The organism is Streptomyces albicerus (genome assembly GCF_008905045.1).
GTDB classification, from domain to species: Bacteria; Actinomycetota; Actinomycetes; order Streptomycetales; family Streptomycetaceae; genus Streptomyces; species Streptomyces albicerus.
On record NZ_VWMY01000120.1, the window covers coordinates 1 to 20,177 of the forward strand.

At 68.9% G+C, this 20,177-nt stretch carries 13 protein-coding genes and 5 pseudogenes; 11 read left to right on the forward strand and 7 right to left on the reverse strand.

The genetic code is table 11. From position 1 onward, the window contains the following. Positions 1 to 191, reverse strand: a 191-nt coding sequence (locus GAS53_RS51435) for a TetR/AcrR family transcriptional regulator (RefSeq protein WP_151484745.1), incomplete at its 3' end; no start/stop codon positions are given. A gap of 92 nt (positions 192 to 283) precedes the next feature. On the opposite strand from GAS53_RS51435, the gene GAS53_RS51440 reads away from it, so the two are divergent. The 4 genes from GAS53_RS51440 (at position 284) to GAS53_RS51455 (ending at position 3,726) form a co-directional block, all read left to right on the forward strand. Then, the gene (locus tag GAS53_RS51440; RefSeq protein WP_151484746.1) at positions 284 to 1,015 is read left to right on the forward strand and encodes an SDR family oxidoreductase; all 732 of its coding nucleotides are present in this window, start codon (positions 284 to 286) and stop codon (positions 1,013 to 1,015) included. 97 nt (positions 1,016 to 1,112) lie between these two features. Beyond that, complete coding sequence (locus GAS53_RS51445; RefSeq protein WP_225859646.1) at positions 1,113 to 2,180, forward strand: ABC transporter ATP-binding protein; 1,068 nt, start codon at positions 1,113 to 1,115, stop codon at positions 2,178 to 2,180. Next, positions 2,177 to 2,962 carry an ABC transporter permease gene (locus tag GAS53_RS51450; RefSeq protein ID WP_151484747.1) on the forward strand — a complete coding sequence of 262 codons (786 nt, stop codon included), beginning with the start codon at positions 2,177 to 2,179 and terminating at the stop codon, positions 2,960 to 2,962. The genes GAS53_RS51445 and GAS53_RS51450 overlap by 4 nt, the downstream gene beginning before the upstream one ends. Before the next feature lie 2 nt (positions 2,963 to 2,964). Next, positions 2,965 to 3,726: an ABC transporter permease gene (locus GAS53_RS51455; protein WP_192583676.1), complete on the forward strand. Its 762-nt coding sequence runs from the start codon at positions 2,965 to 2,967 to the stop codon at positions 3,724 to 3,726. 18 nt (positions 3,727 to 3,744) lie between these two features. Here GAS53_RS51455 and GAS53_RS51460 read toward each other — a convergent pair whose 3' ends face one another. Then, positions 3,745 to 6,684: an AfsR/SARP family transcriptional regulator gene (locus GAS53_RS51460; protein WP_151484749.1), complete on the reverse strand. Its 2,940-nt coding sequence runs from the start codon at positions 6,682 to 6,684 to the stop codon at positions 3,745 to 3,747. 149 nt (positions 6,685 to 6,833) lie between these two features. On the opposite strand from GAS53_RS51460, the gene GAS53_RS51465 reads away from it, so the two are divergent. Then, complete coding sequence (locus GAS53_RS51465) at positions 6,834 to 7,880, forward strand: class I SAM-dependent methyltransferase (RefSeq protein ID WP_151484750.1); 1,047 nt, start codon at positions 6,834 to 6,836, stop codon at positions 7,878 to 7,880. A gap of 526 nt (positions 7,881 to 8,406) precedes the next feature. After that, a complete protein-coding gene (locus GAS53_RS51470; RefSeq protein ID WP_151484751.1) occupies positions 8,407 to 9,288 on the forward strand; it encodes a hypothetical protein in 882 nt (293 codons plus the stop codon). 909 nt (positions 9,289 to 10,197) lie between these two features. Here GAS53_RS51470 and GAS53_RS51480 read toward each other — a convergent pair. Further along, complete coding sequence (locus GAS53_RS51480) at positions 10,198 to 11,136, reverse strand: RNA polymerase sigma-70 factor (protein ID WP_151484752.1); 939 nt, start codon at positions 11,134 to 11,136, stop codon at positions 10,198 to 10,200. A 499-nt stretch (positions 11,137 to 11,635) separates the two neighbouring features. Here GAS53_RS51480 and GAS53_RS51490 point away from each other — a divergent pair, with 499 nt between their 5' ends. The 4 genes and pseudogenes from GAS53_RS51490 to GAS53_RS51505 all read left to right on the forward strand — a co-directional run bounded on the left by GAS53_RS51490 (position 11,636) and on the right by GAS53_RS51505 (position 16,056). Further along, on the forward strand, positions 11,636 to 13,234 hold the full coding sequence (locus GAS53_RS51490) for an MFS transporter (protein WP_151484754.1): 1,599 nt from the start codon (positions 11,636 to 11,638) through the stop codon (positions 13,232 to 13,234). A gap of 96 nt (positions 13,235 to 13,330) precedes the next feature. Further along, a pseudogene (locus GAS53_RS51495) lies at positions 13,331 to 14,100 on the forward strand (IS5 family transposase); the annotation flags it as partial. Positions 14,101 to 14,542: 442 nt separating this feature from the next. Beyond that, positions 14,543 to 15,155: pseudogene (locus tag GAS53_RS51500) on the forward strand (IS982 family transposase); the annotation flags it as partial. A gap of 73 nt (positions 15,156 to 15,228) precedes the next feature. Then, positions 15,229 to 16,056: pseudogene (locus GAS53_RS51505) on the forward strand (carbohydrate ABC transporter permease). A gap of 130 nt (positions 16,057 to 16,186) precedes the next feature. Here GAS53_RS51505 and GAS53_RS51510 read toward each other — a convergent pair. After that, positions 16,187 to 16,774, reverse strand: coding sequence for a TetR/AcrR family transcriptional regulator (locus GAS53_RS51510; RefSeq protein ID WP_151484755.1), 588 nt, complete (start codon positions 16,772 to 16,774; stop codon positions 16,187 to 16,189). Between the two features lie 117 nt (positions 16,775 to 16,891). Between GAS53_RS51510 and GAS53_RS51515 the strand changes: the two genes are divergently transcribed. Further along, complete coding sequence (locus GAS53_RS51515) at positions 16,892 to 18,067, forward strand: TolB-like translocation protein (protein ID WP_151484756.1); 1,176 nt, start codon at positions 16,892 to 16,894, stop codon at positions 18,065 to 18,067. Between the two features lie 151 nt (positions 18,068 to 18,218). Here the strand turns inward: GAS53_RS51515 and GAS53_RS51520 are convergent. The 3 genes and pseudogenes from GAS53_RS51520 to GAS53_RS51530 all read right to left on the reverse strand — a co-directional run. After that, positions 18,219 to 18,344: pseudogene (locus GAS53_RS51520) on the reverse strand (D-aminoacyl-tRNA deacylase); the annotation flags it as partial. A 252-nt stretch (positions 18,345 to 18,596) separates the two neighbouring features. Further along, positions 18,597 to 18,833 (reverse strand): annotated as a pseudogene (locus tag GAS53_RS51525) (ABC transporter substrate-binding protein); the annotation flags it as partial. A 44-nt stretch (positions 18,834 to 18,877) separates the two neighbouring features. After that, positions 18,878 to 19,669, reverse strand: coding sequence for a hypothetical protein (locus GAS53_RS51530; protein WP_225859647.1), 792 nt, complete (start codon positions 19,667 to 19,669; stop codon positions 18,878 to 18,880). Positions 19,670 to 20,177 lie beyond the last annotated feature (508 nt).

The following is a 20,177-nucleotide window of genomic DNA, read 5'->3' on the forward strand; positions in this document are numbered from 1 at the left end:
ATCACCGCTCGGATGAGATCGTCCTTGTCGGTGAAGTAGTGGTACAGCTGGCTCTTGCTGGCGCGGGCGGCGGCGAGGACGTGGTCGATGCCGGTCCCTTCGACGCCCCGCTCGGCGACGAGCGCGGCCGCCGCCTCGACGATGCGGGCACGTGTCTGCCTCCCTCGCTCTGTCATGGGCTCCTTTGGCATGGAGGAAATCCTAACGCATGACTGGACAGATCCGTCCAGTACCTCCTACGGTGACTGGACAGATCAGTCCACTCCTGGATGTGGGGGCACCAATGAACCGGTTCGAAGACAAGGTGGTCGTGGTGACTGGCGGCAACAGCGGCATCGGCCTCGCCGCGGCCACCGCCTTCGCCCGCGAGGGCGCTCGGGTGATCATCACGGGCCGAGACCCGGCCACGCTCGAAGTCGCCGAGAAGGCAATCGGCGCCACGGCCATGCGCAGCGACGCCGGCAGCGTCGACGAGGTCAGGTCGCTCGCCCGCGACATCGCCGGCAGCACGGGACGCGTCGACTCCGTCTTCATCAACGCCGGTTTCGCGGCGCCCGCTCCTCTCGCAGCGGTCGACGAGAGCGCGTTCGACGCCTTGTTCGACGTCCACGCCAAGGGCCCGTACTTCCTGATCCAGCAACTCGCGCCCCTCATGCCCGACGGCGGGACCATCGTCGTCAACGGATCGATCCTCGCTCGCACCGGCATGCCGGGCATGGCTGTCTACGGCGCAGCGAAAGCCGGTCTCATCTCACTGATCCGGAACCTGTCCGCCGAGCTGCTCCCCAAGGGCATCCGCCTCAACGCCGTCAGCGCGGGTCCGGTAGCCACCCCCGGCATGGACCGTGCCGGTCTCCCTGACGAAGCCCGGGCCCATCTCATCAGCCAGATCCCCCTCGGGCGCATCGCCGATCCCGAGGAGATCGCCTCCAGCGTGCTCTTCCTGGCCTCCACCGATTCATCGTTCGTCGTGGGACACGACCTCATCATCGACGGCGGCATGAGCACCCTCTGAGCCAGGCGCCCGCCACCGGTCACTCCGGAGACCGGGAGTCGTCCGGTCCCTGAGGCAACGCGTCCCCACACGACGTCCGGACGCTCTCGAAGCCCTCGTGGCCGAAGCCCACCAGCACCACGTATGCGCACTGCTCGCGGTCGACCGCCCGCCGCGGCGACCAGGCCATCCAGCCATCTCCGACGAAGACGAAATCGAGGCCCGCGACGTGACCACCCCCTCCATCGAGGCCCATGACCTCACGAAGCACTTCGGCGAACTCGTCGCGGTTGACCACCTGTCCTTTTCCGTTTCGCCCGGGGAGATCTTCGGGCTCCTGGGGCGGAACGGTTCGGGCAAGACGACCACCGTCCGCATGCTCACGACTCTGCTGCGACCGACATCGGGCGCCGCGGTCATCGCCGGCTTCGACGTCGCGCGGCAGCCGGATGACGTTCGCCGCTCCTCGGGCGTCACCCTGCAGGACGCGGCGCTCGATCCGAACATGACCGGCCGCGAACACCTGAACCTCATCGGGCGCCTGCTGCAGTTCGGCAAGAGGGAGGTCACCGCACGCGCGACCGAGCTCCTCGAAGCGTTCGGGTTGAGCGCCGCCGCCGACCGGCGCATCGGCACCTACTCCGGTGGCATGCAACGACGACTGGACATCGCCACCGCGTTGTTCGCACGGCCGCCCGTGCTGTTTCTCGACGAGCCGACATCCGGACTCGATCCGCAGAGCCGACGAGCGCTCTGGGACGAGATCCTTCGACTGCGGGCGGATGGCACCACCGTGCTGCTGACCACCCAGTACCTCGAGGAGGCTGATCAACTCGCAGACCGCATAGGCGTCATCGACAGCGGGAAGCTCATCGCCGGAGGCACGCCACGCGAGCTACGTGCCGCGCACGGGCTCCGCACGATCACCGTCCCTGGCGAGCACCACCTGACGACTCTGGTCGTCACCGTCACTGCCGGCACAGTCACGGCACGCGACGGTCTGACCATCATCGACGTGCTGCCCGACGCGAGCATCGACGAGGCGCTGGCTCAGATCCGCTCGGTCGCCGGCACTCTCGAGGACATCACCGTCACCAAGGCCAGCCTCGAAGACGTGTTCGTGCATCTCACCGGCCGCGAGATCAACACTGCCTCGGCCCGCTCGACCGACAGGGCAGCGGCATGAACGCCCTTACGGCGGCAACCGGCCCCAGCTCGGCGGTGTTCGCCCGGTCCGTCCGCGAGGGACTGCGCGACCCCGGCCCCGCCTTGTTCCTGCCCGCCCTTCCCCCACTCCTGCTCGTCATCGCTATGACATCTCTGTTCGGCCGGCTCAACGGGGTGATCGCGTTCCCCACCGGGTCGTTCAAGGAGTTCTTCGTCCCTGGAGCGATCATGATCGTCGCGATCGCCGGCGGTGGCTTCACATCCGCCCAGGTCGCCGAGGACCTCCGGTCCGGATTCATCGACCGCCTCCGGCTCCAGGTGCGAGGCCCACTCATCCTCCTGCTCGGCCGATTCGGGTTCGAGGCGATCCGGATCATCCCAGGCGTCGCGGCAGTCCTCTGCGTGGGATTGCTCTTCGGCGGTGCGCTGCCCAACGGCCTGCCCGGAGCGCTCGTGATCACGCTTCTCGCGATGCTGCTCTCCGCGGCGTACGCCGGCCTGTTCTACATCGCCGCGATCGTCACCGAAGACCCCCAGACGCCGCTCAACCTCAACCCCGTCGGCATCATCGTCTCGTTCCTGTCGACCGCGTTCATTCCCCGAGCCGCGATGCCGAGCTGGGCCGACACCGCAGCCGGACTCAACCCCGTCACCGTCATCGTGGACGGGGCCCGGGCCGCCATGATCGGTGACCTCACCTCCGCCACGGTCGCGGCGGCCCTCGCAGTCGCGACCGCCGGCGTCGCGATCTCTGTCGTCGCCTCCGGCGCCGTACTCAATCGAAAGCTTTCCAGAGGATGACCATGTCTGCCGCCCAACTCATGTTCGCTCGGACAGCCACACAGGCACGAAGGAACCCCGGCGTCGCTTTCGGTCAGCCGCTCATACCGTCGTTGCTCATCGGCACGATCTTCACCGCTCTCTTCGGTGCCGTCGAGGAGATCCGCGGGTTCCCGCTCGCGTCCTATGACGACTGGGTACTACCCGGGACTCTCTTCCTGTCGGCCGTCGTCGGCGCCGGCTTCACCGCCGCCGAGCTCCTCCGAGACATCGAAACCGGCTTCATCGACCGAGTTCGCCTCACGCCGGCCGACCCCGCCTCGCTGATTGCCGGGCGTGCGAGCTTCGAGGGCCTACGCGCCGTCGTCGCCGCCACGGTCATCCTCGCCATCGCCACGACCCGAGGACTCACGAATGAAGGCGGCATCCTCGGAGCACTCGCAGTGCTCGCCCTGACCGCCGGCTTCGCCACGGCCTGGAACGGGATCTTCTTCTACTCGGCCATCACGACCCGCAACCGCGCCGCAGTCCTGGGTCTGCAACCCCTGTTCTTCCCCATCATGCTGTTCTCCACCTGGTTCGGGCCACGCTTCCTCATGCCCTCCTGGTTCGAGCAAGTCGCCCGCTTCAACCCCGTGACCTGGTACCTCGACGCAACCCGGTCCATCCTCTCCGGCCACCCCGACTGGGGCTTCATCGGAATCAGCGTCGCGTTCATCGTCGGGCTCGCCGGCACAACCTTCAGCCTGTCGATCAGCGCCTATCGACGGCTTGCCGCCGAGTAGCGAGGGCCCTCAGGGCTGTCATGGTCGTCTGAGGTTCCGCTCGATCGCCTGCCGTGCCGCTTCGAGGACGGCCGGCCGGCCGGGGATCGGTGTCGCTGCGGCGGTCGCGGTGTGCGCGGTGGGTTCGGCGTCGTGAGAGCGGTCCGGGGCGGGGCGGGTGCCCTCTACGGCGGGTGCGTCGGGGGCCTGGTCGGCCGCGGCGTCGATCAGGGCCGCCGGCTCGTCGTCGCCGAGTCGGCGCAGCAGGTCGGCGAGGTTGCGCAGGGCGGTCCACAGGTGGGTCCAGTTGCCGTTGCGGGCGAAGTACTCGATGGCGTCGCGGTAGCCGTCCAGCGCCTCGTCGACCCGGCCCGCACAGGCGCGTACCGAGTGGAGCCCGACGGTCGCGACGCCGACGAGGAAGGTGGCGCCCGAGGTGCGGGCCAGGTCGATGGCACGGAGGTAGTGCCGTTCGGCCGGCTCGCTGTGGCCCGCGAGGCTGTCGATCTCCCCGGCGACGTAGGCGCCCCACGAGAGCATCGAGGGCGACACCGCGGCGGCCAGTCCCCTGTCGTTCAGTCTCCGCGCCTCCTCCAGATCGCCGGCATAGGCCTTCGCGAGGGCGGCGATCCCAAGGCTCTCCCGCTGCGGGCCGGCGAGCTCGACCGCGGCGAGGGAGTGCTCGACCACGTCGTCGTAGGCGCCGCGAGCCAGGTCGGCCACCGAGAGGACCATCAGGCAGTGCCATGATCCGGCGCTGTCGGCCGCTTTCGCCAGCCCGGTACGGGAGAGCCGGTCGGCCCGGCGGTAGTCGCCGCGGTGGTAGGCGGCTTCCGCCGCGACTCCGAGCACGGCCACAGCACTCGGGTGGTCGGCGAGCGCCGGGTCGTCTGCCAGTTCCTCCGCCCAGTCGCGAATCTCGACGAGGTCGCGGTAGGCGACCGCGTCGAACAGCGCGGCGACCATCGTCACGGCGTCGTCCAGTGGTCCCTGGCCGCGGACCAGCCGCCACGCGGCCCGCAGGTTCGGCAGTTCGCGGCGCAGCACGGCGTCGGCCTCGGGTTCCCGCTCGGTGTCCATGGCGGTGCCGATCCATGAAGTCAGCTCGACGGCCCAGCGCAGCAGGCGTTCGGCCGCGGCCTTGTCCTCGCCGGCCGCCGCGAGTCGGTCGAGACCGAAGGCCCGTAGCGTCTCCAGCATGCGGTAGCGGGTGGTCCCCTCGAAGGAGGCCTCGATCATGGAGGCGTCGACGAGGCGGGCCAGAGTGCTTCCGGGGTCGCTCTCCAGGCCCACGTCGGCGGCGAGCCGCTCCGCGGTGTCGAGGTCGACACCGTCGACGAAGACCGACAGATGCCGGAACAGCCGCCGTTCGTCCTCGGTGAGGAGCTGGTACGACCACTCGATGGTCGCGCGCAGTGTCCGGTGCCGGGAATCCGTGCTGGGGCTGCTCCCGCCGAGCAGGTCGAGCGAGCGGTCGAGGCGGCCCCGCAGATCAGCCAGGGAGAACGTGGACAGCCGGCCGGCCGCGAGCTCGATGGCCAGCGGCATCCCGTCGAGCCGGTGCACGATGTCGGCGATCGTACGCAGCTGTGCCGGCGTCGGTGGCGGCCCGGGGCGTACCCGGCGGGCCCGGTCCAGGAAGAGCGCCACGGACGGAACCCGCGAAGGGTCCTGATCGGGGTGGGGCAGCGGCAGCGGCGCCAGCCGTGAGACATGTTCGGCCGCCAGACCGAGAGGTTCGCGGCTGGTGGCCAGCAGGGAGATTCCGGAGCACGTGGAGAGGATCGTGTCCACCGTGTCCCGTACGCCGTCGAGCAGGTGCTCGCAGTTGTCGATCATCAACAGACCGGGGCGGTCGCTCAGCACGGCGACGCAGGCGGACAGCACGTCGCCCCGGTCGACCTTCAGGTTCAGGGCCGCCGCCAGCGCGTGCGGGATGGCGGCGGGATCGGTGACCGGTGCGAGCAGTAGCACCGTCACTGTGCCGCTCTGCCGCGCGACCTCCAGGGCGACCCGGGTCTTGCCGACGCCGCCGGGACCGACGAGCGTGACCAGCCGCTCGGCCGCCAACAGCCGGTGCAGGGCCGCGACTTGCGCCGAACGGCCGATCAGCGGGGTGGTCGGCCGGGTCGGCGCCCCGGGCCCGGCGGCAACCCCAGGCAGGGTGGGTACCCCGGGCAGGGCGGGCACCTCGCGCCGGCCGGACGCTGAACCCTCGGCGCCTCCGATGACCTCGCGCTCGAGCTCGTCCAGCGCGGGTGAGGGATCGAGACCGGTCTCGTCGACCAGTCGGCGCCGGTACTCCCGTCCGGCCCGCAGGGCCTCCGGCGCCTGTCCGGTCGCCGCCAGCGCCCGCACGAGCAGGAGGACCGCGGGCTCCCGCAGTGGGTCGGCGGCCGATGACGCGGCGGCGAGGCCCAGGATCCCGTCGGCCTGTCCCGCGGCGACGGCGCCGGCGATCAGCGCATCGGTCACCTCGCGGCGCAGCTGCGCGTACTCCTCGACAGCGGTGGCGACGGGCGGGATGTCGGTGAGGCCGGCGAGAACCGGCCCTCGCCACAGCCCGTGCGCCTCCTGGAGCAGGCGGAACGTGCCGGCCGGGTCGCGCTGCGCCGTCGTACGCGCCGTCGCGAGCAACGCCCGTGCCTGCGTGACGTCCAGTTCGTCGCGTCCGAGTGCGAGCCGATAGCCGTCCTGGCGTGTCTCGAGCCGGGCCACCGCCGGACCGAGGTGTCCGCGCAGCCGGGACACCTGGTTGTGCAGGGCCTGACGCCCTGATTCGGGTACCTCCGACGGCCACAGCGCGTCCATGAGGTGGTAGACCGTCACGGTCCGGCCCTCGGCGAGCGCGAGCAGCGCGAGCACAGCACGCCGCTTCGGGCCGGGGACGTCCACGGAGGCGCCGTCCACAACGAGCCGCAGCGGCCCGAGCACCTCCACACGAACCGACGGCGACGGCGACAAACGTCCGACTGCCATGGCACCCCCCCCGTGTCCGGCATGCGCGTGCGACGACGAACTGGGCCTGTTAGCACGACGATAGCCCGTGCGAGGGCCGTGACAGGTCGCACGCCAATCCTTTCTGTCGTGACCGGCAACGAGCCGGTTCGACAAGAAGGAGAACTGGGATGGACCACGAGAAGGTCAACGAGTTCCTGGGCCGGTTCGTGACCGACCTGGCGGCGACCGAAGCCGCCGGCTCTGTCGCGATCGGCCATCGGCTGGGGCTCTACCGTGCACTCGCGGAGGGCCCCGCGACGCCCGAGGAGTTCGCCGAACGCACCGGGTGCCACCCGCGCTACCTCACCGAGTGGCTGCGTGGACAGGCCGCCGGCGGGTACGCCGGCTACGACCCGGAAACCGGTCGGTTCGCTCTGACCGAGGAGCAGGCGTTCTGCCTGGCCGACCCGAACGGCCCCAACGTGTCCGCGGCCTTCCTTACCGCACTGGGAATGCTGCGCGCCGAACCGCGGATCGCCGAAGCGTTCCGCACCGGGGCCGGCTTCGGATGGCACGAGCACCACGAGGACGTCTTCGTCGGGGTCGACGCGTTCTACCGGCCCGGCTACGTGGCCGAGCTGATCCCGAGCTGGATCCCGGCGCTGGAGGGGGTCGACGCGAAGCTGACCGCCGGCGCGCGCGTGGCCGACATCGGCTGCGGTCTCGGCTCCACGTCACTGCTCCTCGCCGAGGCCTACCCGCGCACCACCATCGTCGGCTCGGACTACCACGGCACGTCGATCGAGCTGGCCCGTAAGAAGGCCTCAGAGGCCGGGGTCACCGACCGGGTCACCTTCGAGGTGTCCACCGCGCAGAGCTTCACCGGCACGAACTACGACCTGGTGATGATGTTCGACTGCCTGCACGACATGGGCGACCCGCTCGGCGCGGCCCGGCGCGTGCGGGAGACGCTGGCCCCGGACGGCACCTGGCTGCTGGTGGAGCCGTTCGCCTCCGACACGCTCGAGGACAACTTCAACCCGATCGGCCGGCTCTACTACAGCGGCTCCACGTTCCTCTGCGTGCCCAACAGCCTGTCCCAGCCGGGCGGCTACGCCCTGGGCGCACAGGCCGGCGAGGCCGCCGTCCGCCAGGTGATCACCGACGCCGGTTTCACCGGGTTCCGCCGCGCCGCGCAGACGCCGTTCAACGTGGTCTACGAGATCCGGCCGTAAGGACGGTGGGCGATCCGACCGTGAGACGGAGGCGGCGGTCGTGCTCGCCCGCGACCGCCGGCCAGCCGAACGACCCTGCCCTTGCCGCAACGGCCCACGATGCACCTCACGCACGGGAGAAACCTGGTCGCAGGCCTGCCGGCGCAGGGGCAGGAACTCGGCCAGGTGCCCCGGACACTGCGGGTGCCCGTATCTGCGAAGACATCCAGCAGGTGTCGCGGGCGGTGTCCAGGACGACCTACTCCCGTCCTGTCAGGCCGCCGGGAAGTCGGGGACGGACAGAGAGACCGCATAGGGCGCGCCTAGGGCTTCGCTCAGCCATTGAGACCCCGCCGACCTCAGCGGGCATCCCGGACGCTCAGGTGGCGTGCCTGCCCGCTCCCCCCAGGTCGGGGGGATCGCCCGATGCGTCCTCAGGCCCCGGTCCACACCCGGGAGCGCATGACCACGGACGGCGGAAGCGGCCGACGGCCGCTTCCGCCGCCGGGAGCCAGCAGAAATCCGATTACCAGACGAATGAGGAGACATGAGCAACCACCATACGAACCTGGCCAGGCCGCGCCGCAGGAGCGCCACGCTGACCACGGTGACCGCGTTGACACTCGTTGGCGGCGTGCAGGCCACTGGTGCCCCACCGGCCGACGCCGCGGTGCCAGGGCTGATCCGGACCACCCACCCCATGACCCAGCTGGACTCGGCGTCATCGAAGGCGCGGACGCCGGAATGCCCGCAGGGCATGAAGGTGGTCGGGGGCGGCGGCCGCGTCGTCGGTCCTGCCGCGGGAGTGATCCGGCTCCGCACCCTGCGACCGGTCACCACCAACGGTCTCTCGGACCGATACGAGGTGGTCGCCGTCGAGCCGACGGGCGGCGTCGCGGGAAACTGGGCGCTGGAGGGGTACGCCCTGTGCGCGCCGCACGACCAGCTCCCCGGCTACGAGATCGTCTCGCAGGCGTCCCGCTGGTCGTCGGTCTCCCGCCAGGAGACGGCGGCCGGCTGCCCGAGCGGCAAGCGGGTGATCGGTGCGGGGGCGAACATCCTCGGCGGGAATTACGGCGAGGGGCGCGGCCTGCAGATGTCACGGGCTTCCGGGCCGCTGGACATCACCCGCGCCGCGGCGGCGACGGACACCGCATCCCCGGCGAACTGGCAGGTCGTCTCGCACGCCATCTGCGCCAACCCGATGGGGGCCGTCGCAGAATCCGAGGTGGTGCACAAGCGGCGGGATGCGATCAAGGAATGCCCGGGCAACGAAAGGGTGCACTCGGTCGGCGGGGCTGCCGGAGACGGCCCCGCGGGTCCCCTCTTCCTCAGCGACCTCTACCCAAGCGCCGATCTGCGCGCCACGGCCCTGCGGCTGACCGGGATACCCGCCGACGGCCTCGCTGTCCAGGCGATCTGCTCCTGACCGGCGCTGTCGAATCCGCTGCCGGGGCGGCGTCACGCCGCCCCGGCCCTCGGCGCTGACCGCTTCCCATCTCCTCCGCCCCGACCTGCTGCGGCCCTGTGCTGGCCCGCCGGATCGTCCTGCGGCGTCCGGCGGTCGTACTGTCGAACCCGCTACCGAGGAGGACTTCTGCCTGCTCAGCACGTCATTGTGCGGCTCGATTTCGGAGGGGTCGGCAGTGGCATACTGGACCGATCAGCTCGACCCAGTGCGCGTCGCCCGTCGCTACGGCCTGCCGCACGTCGTCGACTACGGGCCGCAGCGCGCGGGCCACGGTCTTCTTAGCCGAGTACGCGCTTCAGTTCCAAGCCGCCTCCGGCGCCTGGCAGATGCTCGACTGACCGGTCACCGACCACACCTTCGGCGACACCCGCGCGGCCATCCTGCGGCACGTCCGCGCCCACCCCGGCGCCCGCCCCAAGGGCATCGTCGCCGCACTGCCCCAGCTCGATGCCGAGAACGTCCGCCGCACCTGCTCCTGCTCACGCATGGCCGCGGACGGACAGCCCACCAAGGACGGCGCCGGGCGGTACTACCCGGACACCGAGACCCGGACCGAGGACACGCCGGGGGTGTCCCAGGTGTCCGACTGTCCCAGTACATCACCTGACCTGCGCAAACAGGTGGGACAGCCGGAATCGGGACTGTCCCACCTGTCGCCGCTGATCCGTCGCTGGAGCGTGCTCGGCGGCCGGACGCTCGACATCGGGAACTGCATCAGCGCCCGGTCTCGGCTGAGTCGCTGCGCAAGGAATTGCGGATCAGTGCGGACCGGTCGAGACAGTTGGCGGCTCGGGTACGAGCGAGCCGCAATGCCAGCATCCGAGATTGAGTGCTGACGCCAGGGGGAAACGAGCCGTCGTTGCGGGGTCAGCGGCTCAGCTCGGTCTCCTGCTCCACCCGCGACAGCTTCTCGGGATTGCGTACGAAATAGAGCCCGGTGATGAGGCCGCCCTCGACCCGCATCGCCACGACGGTCTCGATCTCTCCGTCGCGGCGCACGATGAGCCCAGGGTGGCCGTTGACCTGGACGGGTTCGACCGACCTTTCGACGGCGAACCTGGTCAGGCCGGAGGCCAGCGTGCGGGCGACCTTGTCCGCTCCGACGATGGGCTTTGGCACGGTCCGCCTGAGCCCGCCGCCGTCGATCAAGGCGACGACGTCGGGTGCGAGGATGTCGAACAGGCTTTGCAGCTCACCGGTTTCGACCGCCTGCTGGAAGGCCTCGATCGCGGCCCGGGTCTCGGCAGGGGAGACGACGTCGCGTGGCCGGCGGGCGGCGACGTGTGCCCGTGCCCGGTGGGCGATCTGGCGGACCGTGGCCGGGGTCTTGTCGACGGCTTCGGCGATCTCGTCGTAGGCGAGGTCGAACACCTCGCGCAGTACGAACACCGCCCGTTCGGTCGGCGCGAGTGTCTCCAGCACCAGAAGCATTGCCATCGAGACGCTGTCGGCCAGCTCGACGTCCTCGGCCACGTCGGGCGCGGTCAGCAGCGGCTCGGGCAGCCAGGGGCCGACGTAGGACTCCTTGCGCCGGCCGAGCATGCGGAGCCGGTCCAGCGCCAGCCGGGTGGTGATCCGCACCAGGTAGGCGCGCTGATCCTGCACCGTGTCGAGGTCGACGCCCACCCATCGCAGCCAGGTCTCCTGCAGGACGTCCTCGGCGTCAGCGGCCGAGCCGAGCATCTCGTAGGCAACGGTGAACAGCAGGTTGCGGTAGGTGACGAACGCCTCGGTGGCGGGGTCCACGCGGTCGTCGCGTGCGAGCCGCTCGGCTGTGCCCGTTGTCGGCTCTCTGGGCTCGCTCATGGCCGGTTCTCCTGTCTGTTCGCTTTCGACTTCACGCACAAGACGCCGGTCCCCGCCGCTTTGTGACACCGGTGAGCGGTGACGCACGTCACGAGCCGCGGCTGTCACGGAGAGCGGATGGCCGACGTCTGGTGTTCGTCAGAGCCGCGGGAACGATCCGCGCGGCACCCACCACAACGGGTGAGGACGAAGTCATGGCATCCACGAAGGCGCAGGCCCGGGCGGGCACGTCGCGCCGATGGGCCGCGCTGTTCTTCATCGGGTCGGTCCAGCTCATGATCGTTCTCGGCGCCACCGTCGTGAACATCGCGCTGCCGTCGCTCCAGCGGGACCTGGGGATCTCCAGGGCGCCACCACCACCTGACGTCCGGGCCCGCACTGGCTCACCGCGCCACCGCGCCAAGCGCTGCGCGCGGCGGTCGGGCCCGCACCCACCTCATTCACTCGGCGACCGGTCCTGCTCTGGCGCTGATTCTGCATGCCCTTTTGAGAGGAATCCATGAGTACGAACCCTGCACAGGCGGCACCCCCTGACGGGAGCGGCGGGGGCCTGCCGGATGCACGTCAGCTGCGCATGATCCTGACCGCCGTCTCGATAGCGCTGATGGCCGTCATCGCGTCAGTGGCCGGGCTGATCGTCGCCCAGACGCAGATGGCCGTCGAGTTCGACGCCTCGCAGGACACGGTCCTGTGGATCATCAACATCTACACCCTCGCCCTGGCCGCGCTGTTGCTGCCACTCGGCGCGATCGGTGACCGCGTGGGCCGCAAGCCCATGCTGATCGCCGGGCTGGCCGTCTTCGGCGTTGCGAGCATTGCGGGGGCCGTGGCCCCGACCGCTGAGTTGATGCTTGTCGCGCGTTTGGCCAGCGGTGTCGGCGCAGCAATGATCATGCCCATCACCCTGGCCGTCATCACCTCCACTTTCCCCGAGGAGCAGCGCGGCAAGGCGATCGGCGTGTGGACCGGCGTCGCCGGAGGCGGCGGCGTCCTGGGCATGTTCCTCTCCGCCTTTCTCACCGACGTCGCCGACTGGCGCTGGCTGTTCGCCCTGCCCGTAGCCCTGGTCGTCGTGGCCCTGGCCCTGACGCTGAAGTCGGTGCCCAACTCCCATGAGCGCTCCGCCCACGCCTTCGACACCGTCGGCGCACTGGCATCCACCGTCGCCGTGGTCGGCCTCATCTTTGTCCTGCAGGAGGGACCGGAGGGCGGCTGGACCGAACCTCTGACTCTGATCAGCCTCGCCGTCGGCCTCATCGCCGCGGTCGGTTTCGTGTTCTGGGAGCTGCACCGCCGGGACGCCGCGCTGCTGGACGTGCGCCTGTTCCGTGAGCGCGGCCTGTCCGGCGGCTCGATCACGCTGGTAGTGGTCTTCGGTGTCCAGGCGGGTACCCAAGTGGTCCTCTTCCCGTTCCTCCAGGCCGTGCTCGGCTGGTCGGGACTGCTGTCTGCGGCGGCGCTGATGCCCCTGGCCATCGGGATCATGACGTCCGCCAACGTGGCCCCCAAGATGGCCGTGCGCATCGGCCCCCGCTCGACCATGGCCGTGGGGATCGCGCTGACCGGCGTCAGCCTGGCGCTCATGGCCCAGTTCGTCTCCGTCGACGGTGGCTACCTGTCGATCCTGCCCGGCATTATTCTCATGGGTATCGGCTTGGGCCTGTCCATGGTGCCCTCCACCGAGGCCCTCACCCGCTCCCTGCCGCAGGAGAAGCAAGGCGTCGCCTCCGCCCTCAACGACGTCACCCGCGAATTCGGCACCGCACTCGGCGTCGCCATGCTCGGCGCAATCCTGACGGCCGGCTACCGCAACGCCATCGACGACAGGCTGGACGGCATCCCCCAGGGGACCGCGGACACCGCACGGGACGGCATCGCCAACGCCGTCGAGGCGTCGGGCAGCGCAGGCCCACACGCGCAGGACCTGGTCCACGCCGCACAGCAGTCCTACATCGACGGATGGCAGCAGTCCATGTGGGCAGGCGTCGCCGTCATGGCCGTGCTGCTCGTCTACATCGCTCTCCGCGGCCCGAAGAACGCCACCCCCGCGCCTGCGTCGGACGAGGCAGAGGATACCGAGACCGTCGCCGCCCTATGACCGCATAACTGGCCCTGACAGAAGTGGTTGATCATGTGACTTTGGGCTTGTCTGGTCGTTGGTCTCGGTGTGGGGAAGCGTGAGTCGCGGCCATGGATCGTGTCGGATGAACTTGGGTCGCTCATCGAACCGTTACTGCCGCAGCCCGGTCCCAAGCTGGTCGAGGGCAGACCTCGAGTGCCGGACCGGCAGGCCCTGTGCGGGATCCTGTTCGTCCTGCACACCGGTATCCAATGGGAGTACCTGCCCCAAGAGTTGGGCTTCGGCTCGGGCATGACCTGCTGGCGACGGTTGGCCGCGTGGAACGAGGCCGGCGTCTGGGACCAGTTGCACGCCGTACTGCTCAAGAAGCTGCGGTCGAGGAACCAGCTCGACTGGTCCCGGGCGGTGATCGACTCCTCCCACGTCCGGGCCGCCCGCAGGGGCCCAAAAGCGGGCCCAGCCCGGTCGACCGCGCACGGCCGGGCAGCAAGCACCATGTCATCGTCGACGGCCAGGGCATCCCGCTCGCGGTGTCGCTGACCGGCGGAAACCCCAACGACGTCCCCCAACTTCTGCCGCTGCTCGACAAGATCCCGGCCATCGCGGGCCAGGTAGGAAGACCGCGCCGAAGGCCGGACGCACTCCTGGCCGACCATGGCTACGACCACGACAAGTACCGCCGCCTGCTCTGGCAGCGCGGAATCCGCCCCGTCATCGCTGAGCGAGGCCAGCCACACGGTTCCGGCCTCGGTATCTTCCGCTACGTCGTCGAGCGCACGATCTCCTGGCTGCATGGCTTCCGCCGACTTCGGATCCGGTGGGAGCGGCGCGACGACATCCACGAGGCCTTCATCGTCCTCGCCATCTGCCTGATAACCCACCGACACGTGAAACGCCTTTGTTTCACCCGAGTCCGCTACGGGGAAGTCAGGGTCAACGTCACAGCCTGTACGGGAGACAATCCCTCCGGGTGGAGCGTCGATGCGACGCCCGCCACGAACGGTCTGGGAGAGTTCGCCTCGCTGGAAGTGGTGTCGCAGGTGAACAACGTGCGCATCGGCAGCTACTACCGCTTCTGGGACGCCGTGATCTCCATGAAGGAGTGCTTCGTCTGGGACATCTTCGACTCGTGCAGTACGGCGACGTCGTGGACTGTTCAGTACTACATCGCCGATGTGGAAGACGAGATCGTCAGCACCACCAGCATCACAGCGGATGAGAACCAGGCCTCCTCAGGGTACAGCCTGTTCAGGACCCCTTAACGAGACCGGCTACGGCTTCTGCCGCCCGCATCGACGCGGGCGGCAGAAGCGAAGGCTCTCATGGATCCTGGCCACCACCTCGGTGTGGAGCGACGACGTATGGGTCGTGGACTCCACCCCGGTGGAATGCGGCCGCTCCCGCGAGACCGTCAAACGCTCCAACCTGGCAGGTTGGGCCGAATACGGCTACTGCGCCAGCCACAGCCGCTTCTTCTGGGGCCTGCGCCTGCACCTGGTCTGCACCCTTCAGGGCCTGCCCATCGCCTTCGCCCTGACCGGGGCCAAAGCCGACGAACGCGAGACCCTCCTTGACCTCCTGGCAGCCGAATGCGAGCTTCTGCGAGAGCCCCCGACAGACTCTCATCGGCGACAAGTACTACTTCGGCCGTGGTTTCGAACGCGAACTGTCCGAGCATGGAGTCCAGTTACTGCGGCCTGCCCGTAAATGTGAACGGGAACGGCCTGGCGCAGCCCTGTTCAAGCCGCTGCGACAGGTCATCGAATCGATCAACGAGACCTTCAAGGGACAGCTTGACCTCGAACGGCACCGAGGGCGCACACCCGGAGGTGTCATAGCCCGCGTCATGCAACGCATCCTCGCGCTAACCGCCGCGATCTGGCACAACGACGCCACCGGACAAACCGTCCTACGCTCACTGATCGCCTACGATCACTGACCCCTTGGACTAGATCATCTAGTGCTGGGGGAGATTGAGGACCGGGGTCTGGGGCGGCCCGCTGCGCTTGCTGATGAACCGGCTGCGCAGCGGCCTGGTCCAGGCGTTCCTGATCGTCGTCGGACTGATCTGGATCACCCCGATCGCCGGGCTGTTCTTCTCCTCGCTGCGCGACGAGTGGACAACGCGGCCAGCGGCTGGTGGACCGCCCTGTCCAAGCCCGGCCAGCTCTCCGTGGAGAACTACACGGCGCTGCTTGAGGACTCGGGCATCACCCAGGCGTTCTCGAACACCGCGATGATCTCGGTGCCGACCACCGTGCTGTTCGTCCTCATCGCCGCGCTGGTCGGATACGGTTTCGCCTGGATGGAGTTCCCAGGACGGGACTGGACCTTTCTGCTGGTCGTGGGAATGCTGGTGGTCCCGATCCAGATCGGGCCGCTGCCGGTCGCCAAGACGTTCGGCACGCTCGGGCTGTTCGACACCATTCCCGGCGTCGTGCTCTTCCACGTCACCTACGGACTGCCGTTCGCCATCTTCCTGCTGCGCAACTACTTCGCCGAGATCCCGCGCGAGATGCTGGAGGCGGCCCGGAATGGACGGCCGCGGTGAGTGGCGTATCTACGCCCAGCTCGTACTGTCGCTGGGACGGCCCGCCATCGCCAGCCTGGCCATCTTCCAGTTCCTGTGGGTGTGGAACGACATGCTGGTGGCGCTGCTCTTCGCCGACAACGGCGCGCAGCCGCTGACGGTGGCGCTGCAGTCGGAGATGCGGCAGTTCGGCAGCAACATCGAGATCCTGGCCTTCGGCGCCTTCCTCTCCCTGGTGGTGCCGGTGGCCGTCTTCTTCGCCTTCCAGCGCCACTTCGTGCAGGGCGTTATGGCGGGCTCGGTGAAGTAGCCAGTCATACGTCCGTCGGTCATACGTCCGCCGTTCGTACCTCCAGCAGGAAACAGTCTGTCCGGTAGATCATCCGTCAGCGGTTCACCTCGCGGCCTCCGGCCGCGCCATGGAGCGGCCGGAAGGCGTGCTATACGCCTGCGACAAGGTCGACAAGCGTGGTGATCAGGGCTTCCTCGCTGACTCCGGCGGGCGGGTGCCCGAAGAAGCGGACCGATAGGTGGTAGCCGGTGAGCGCGAACGTGATGACTGCCGCGAGGGCCTCCGCGTCACGCGTCAGGATCGCCCCGGCTGCCATCCAGCCGGCTAGGCGCTGCGAACGGATACTGACGTTGCGGGCGACCAAGAGCTCGCCGAGATGGTCGACCGATGCTCCGAGATGGTCGCGCTCGCGTGCGACGAGCTCCATGAGCGGGTGGAGCCGCCGCAGATTGCCGAGCCGGCGCTCGAACTCGAGCGCGAGCGCGACCCGCACGTCGCCTCCGGTCTCTTCGGGCTCGGGGCCGGTCTGCCGCTCGGCGTTGGTGCGCTCGACCTCGCGGTCGACGACCGCCTGGAGCACCTCCTTCTTCGACCGGAAGTGCCGATAGAAGCTGCCGCTCCCGGCTGACAGGCCCGCCGACGCCTCGATCTGCGTCACGGTCGTCCCGGCGAATCCTTCCCGCAGGAACAGATCCCACGCCGCGTCAAGGATTCTCGTTCGCGTAGGCACTGACATAGGCGCAATTGTAAGGAGAAGGAGGAGGAGAGCCGCTACGACCCAGGGCCTGGGCGACCTCCTTGCGATGCAAGAAGGTTCTTGCACCGGTGCCGTCGAACTGCCAGGCTGCCAAACATGAGTATCCGTCACTTAATCTCCGTCGCGGGATCGATCGCCCTGGCGTGCCTGCTGGTTCAGGTTCACGCGCAGCCGGTCAAGGCCGCGGACACGAATAGACCCTCGGCCATGGCCGAGGGGCAGCGGTCGACGCTGGACTTCGATCCGGACAAGGGCACCCTTGACGGCTCACCGGTCGACCACCTGCCCGACCACATCCGGCTGCTGGACATCCAGCTGCCGAACGGCGGCGCACCGCAGCGGGCCGATTGGTCTCCCGACGGGAAGCGCCTCGCTTTCCTCGACGCTCCGATCGGTGACCTCTGGGAGCACGACCTGGCGACCGGCGCGAGCCGCAATCTGACCAAGACGTCTGCGCTCCACGGGGGAGTGCTACGGGCGCACCACCTGACCAACGGCGACATCGTCATGTGCGCGGTGGCTGAGCGCAGCGCCGACGACCCCGAGGGCGACCGCTTCCGCGGCGAACTGTGGGTGCTCCAGCAGCCTTTGGGCACACGCGCCCCGGTCCGTCTCGGCGAGAGCTGCTGGGAGGGCGTCGCGGTGTCCAAGCAATCCGGTTCCACCCGCATCGCGTGGAACCAGTCGACCATCGACTTCACCAAGCCGGACGTGATCTTCGACGCCCTGTTGGGCAAGTCGAAGATCCTCACGGGTCGAATCGTCTACCGCGACGGCAGACCGGAGATCGCCGATCGGAAGGTTGCCCTCGACAAGCGCGATGTCTCCCTGGCCACACCCGCCGTGGAGGCTCAGGACTTCCGATCCCTGCCCGATGGGGACGCCGACCCCGACGACGAACTGATCTTCTCCGCCTACTTCCACAAGGGCGGACAGGCCATGGGCGTCAACCTAGACACCGGCGCCGTCAAGGACTACGCGCCGACCTCGCTGCTCTTCGACGAAGCGGAAGGCACTGACCCGGCCGGCCGTTACATGATGGTCGAGCGAGACTTCGCCATCTCCCTGTTCCCCGGCATGGTCGACATCTGGCGCCTTTCGCTGGATGGCTCCGGGACGTTCGAGCGGATGACCACGTTCAACCACTACAAGGGCTTCGGGGCCAACAACCCGGTCGTATCGCCCGACGGCACGCACATGGCCTTCGGACTGAAAGTGGACGGTGCCGAGGGCGAGGGCGACGGCATCTTCCTGATGGACCTCAGCAGATGAGGCGGCGTTGGCGCCGACTGAGCGTGTCCGTGCTCGACCACCGCGAGGTGAACCGCTGACGGATGATCTAACGGACGGGCTGCCGCCCGCGACCAGGGTGAGCGGTTCGAGCGCAGCTACGCCAGAGCCCTGACCAGCGACTTCATGTTGGTCACACCTCAAGCAGGAGGGGGAACGGCCCGTCGTTCAGCAGCGACACCTTCATATCCGCGCCGAAGCTCCCTTCGGCGACCTCTGCGCCCAGCTCCCTGAGCTGGGCGCAGATCTCGTCGCCGAGTAGCCGAGGGGAATTTCACCCCTCGGCTCTCACAGAGTGAACGTAACAGTCGCCCGTTACACGGCTCTTGTCGCTCTGATCCTCAGCTTGACTCTGTCGGGGATCTTGGATGGTCGGGCTCAGCTACCGAGGGTTCGCCAGGACTTCGGCCGGGGGATCTCGTTCTGATCCAGGAAGGCCTGAAGGCGGTCGGCGGTCTCGGTGAAGAGTTTTCCTCGGTCACTGACCGGCCGCTGAGGCGTCCGCCCATGGTCACGCTCCGGGGTGCAGCCCGAGCCAGCCCGGCGTGGGGTCGCCCTTGACCTCGCCGATGTACAGGGCGAACGTCTGCTTCCAGCGCTCCACTTCGGCACGGTCGGCCATGAAGCGGGGGAAGCCGTCGAGGTGGGCGTTCGGGTACTTCCAGATCGGCTTCAGCCCGCCCGCGGGAGTGACGTCGGTCCGTACCGACCAGCCGTTGAAGGCTGCTTGCTGCCGTTCGGCGGACAGCAATGATCCTGCTCCAGGAACCAAGCAGCCGCAGGCTCGGGGGATCAGCCGCGGTCGAGCCGCGGCAGCGACGCACAGAGGTGCTCGGGCAATTCCGGCAGGACCTTGTGGATCCCGGCGCACCCCGCATCACCGATCGTGGCGGCCGGCCGCCAGCCCGAGGACTCGGCCCGGTAGAACCAGCGCTGGGAGACACCAGAGGAGGAGCATCCGTCGCCGGCGTCACCGCACGCCGGCCCCATCCGGGTCGACAGGTCCAGCACCAGCCACGTGTCGTCGCAGCTGCGTTCCTCCCAGCTCGTGTGCTTGGGAATGTCCGTGTCGTTGACCGCCTGCCGGTACGAGGACGAGGTGCAACGCGGCGGCGTGGGGTCGCAGCCGTTCTCACCGCACTGCCGCAGGGCGGGTGGCGTGGCACCGACGGGGGTGTACACGTCCATGCTGTTCACCATGACCCTGCGGGAGCCCAGGGGCTCGCCCAGCTTCACCGTCGCTTTGACCCGCCGCGTGCCGGCGCAGCCGGAGTCCTGGTCCTGGGAACGGGTCTCGTACGTGACCTTCACGTATACCGTGCCGTGCTCGACGGTGTCGAGCTCACCGCGCAGGCTGCGCACGCAGTCGCGTGCCCCGTCGGGCACTTCGGAATCGACCACCAGAGACCGGCCGCCGTCGGCGGTACGGACGCCGTCGATGCGAATCGGAGCGGCGAGCGTCCAGGCGGCGGCCGTGGCCGCGCCTGTCGCCTCCTCATCGGTCTCGGCGGTCTTGGAACCGCAGCCGGCGAGGACCACCAGGGCCGCGCCGAGCACGACCACCCATATCCCCCGCTGCCACATGCCATGCCCCCATCCGCCGAAGCACCGCAGCCTAGCGTGCCCCCAGGTGTCCCTCACCGTCTCCTCCCGGACCGCCTGCAGGGCAGATCCAGGTCGAGCACGTCGTCCAGGGCATGGAAGATGCTGCATCGGTGACCCGCCGTGAGGGCTCCCCAAGATCTGCGCCAAATCCGTCATTTGGGACCGCCGAGGCGTCTCGGAGCGGCCCCGGATTGTGAAGATCGCCGCCCGGGAAGGCGGGCTGAAGTGGCCCCATTTGGCCCTCGCGGCTGGTCGCCGGTGGGGCCGATTCAGATGTCGCGGGCGTTGTGCGAAGGGCGGAAGCGATGCTGGTCTTGCCGGCCAGGCGGAGGGCGCCGATGGCGAGGTTGCGCCAGGACCCCATGGCGCGGGGTGCGGTCGCAACTGCCGCTACCTGCGGCCAGCGAACGATCAACACCCTCAAGAACTTCCGGGCCGTGGTCACGAGGTTCGACAAACGCGCCTTCATTTTCCACGGCACCGTCAC